This window comes from Natronococcus jeotgali DSM 18795, from assembly GCF_000337695.1.
Classification (GTDB): Archaea; Halobacteriota; Halobacteria; order Halobacteriales; family Natrialbaceae; genus Natronococcus; species Natronococcus jeotgali.
Map to the genome: position 1 here is coordinate 1 of NZ_AOIA01000168.1, position 402 is coordinate 402.

The 402-nt window shown below is 59.5% G+C and carries 1 protein-coding gene; it reads left to right on the top strand.

Annotation, left to right across the window (positions count from 1 at the left end):
• On the top strand, positions 1-402 hold a 402-nt coding region (locus tag C492_RS21865), incomplete at both ends, for a hypothetical protein (RefSeq protein ID WP_008427657.1).

Consider the following 402-nt stretch of genomic DNA (forward strand, 5'->3'; position numbering starts at 1 on the left):
GACGGTACGTCTTAGCCGACTACGCTGACCTGGACACCCGCCACCTTGGGAGCGTCTATGAGGGGCTGCTCGAGCACCAGTTCCGAATCGCTCCCGAGGACTACGCCGCTGTCGCTGAGGACGGCGGGCAGATTTGGAAGCCCGCGACAGAGGTATCGGTCGCCGATGCCGTCGAGACTGTCGACGAAGGCGGGCTCTATGTTGTCAATGACGAGGGAGAACGGAAGGGGACGGGAGCGTACTACACCCCCGACTACGTTGTGACCTATATAGTCGAGGAGACGGTCGGCCCGCTGGGTGAAGAGATCCAAGAAGACCTCGAGGATCAAGGCTTTGAGCCCGGCACTCACGAATATCTCGGAGCGTTCTACAAGCGGGTCAAAGACCTAAAGATCCTTGATC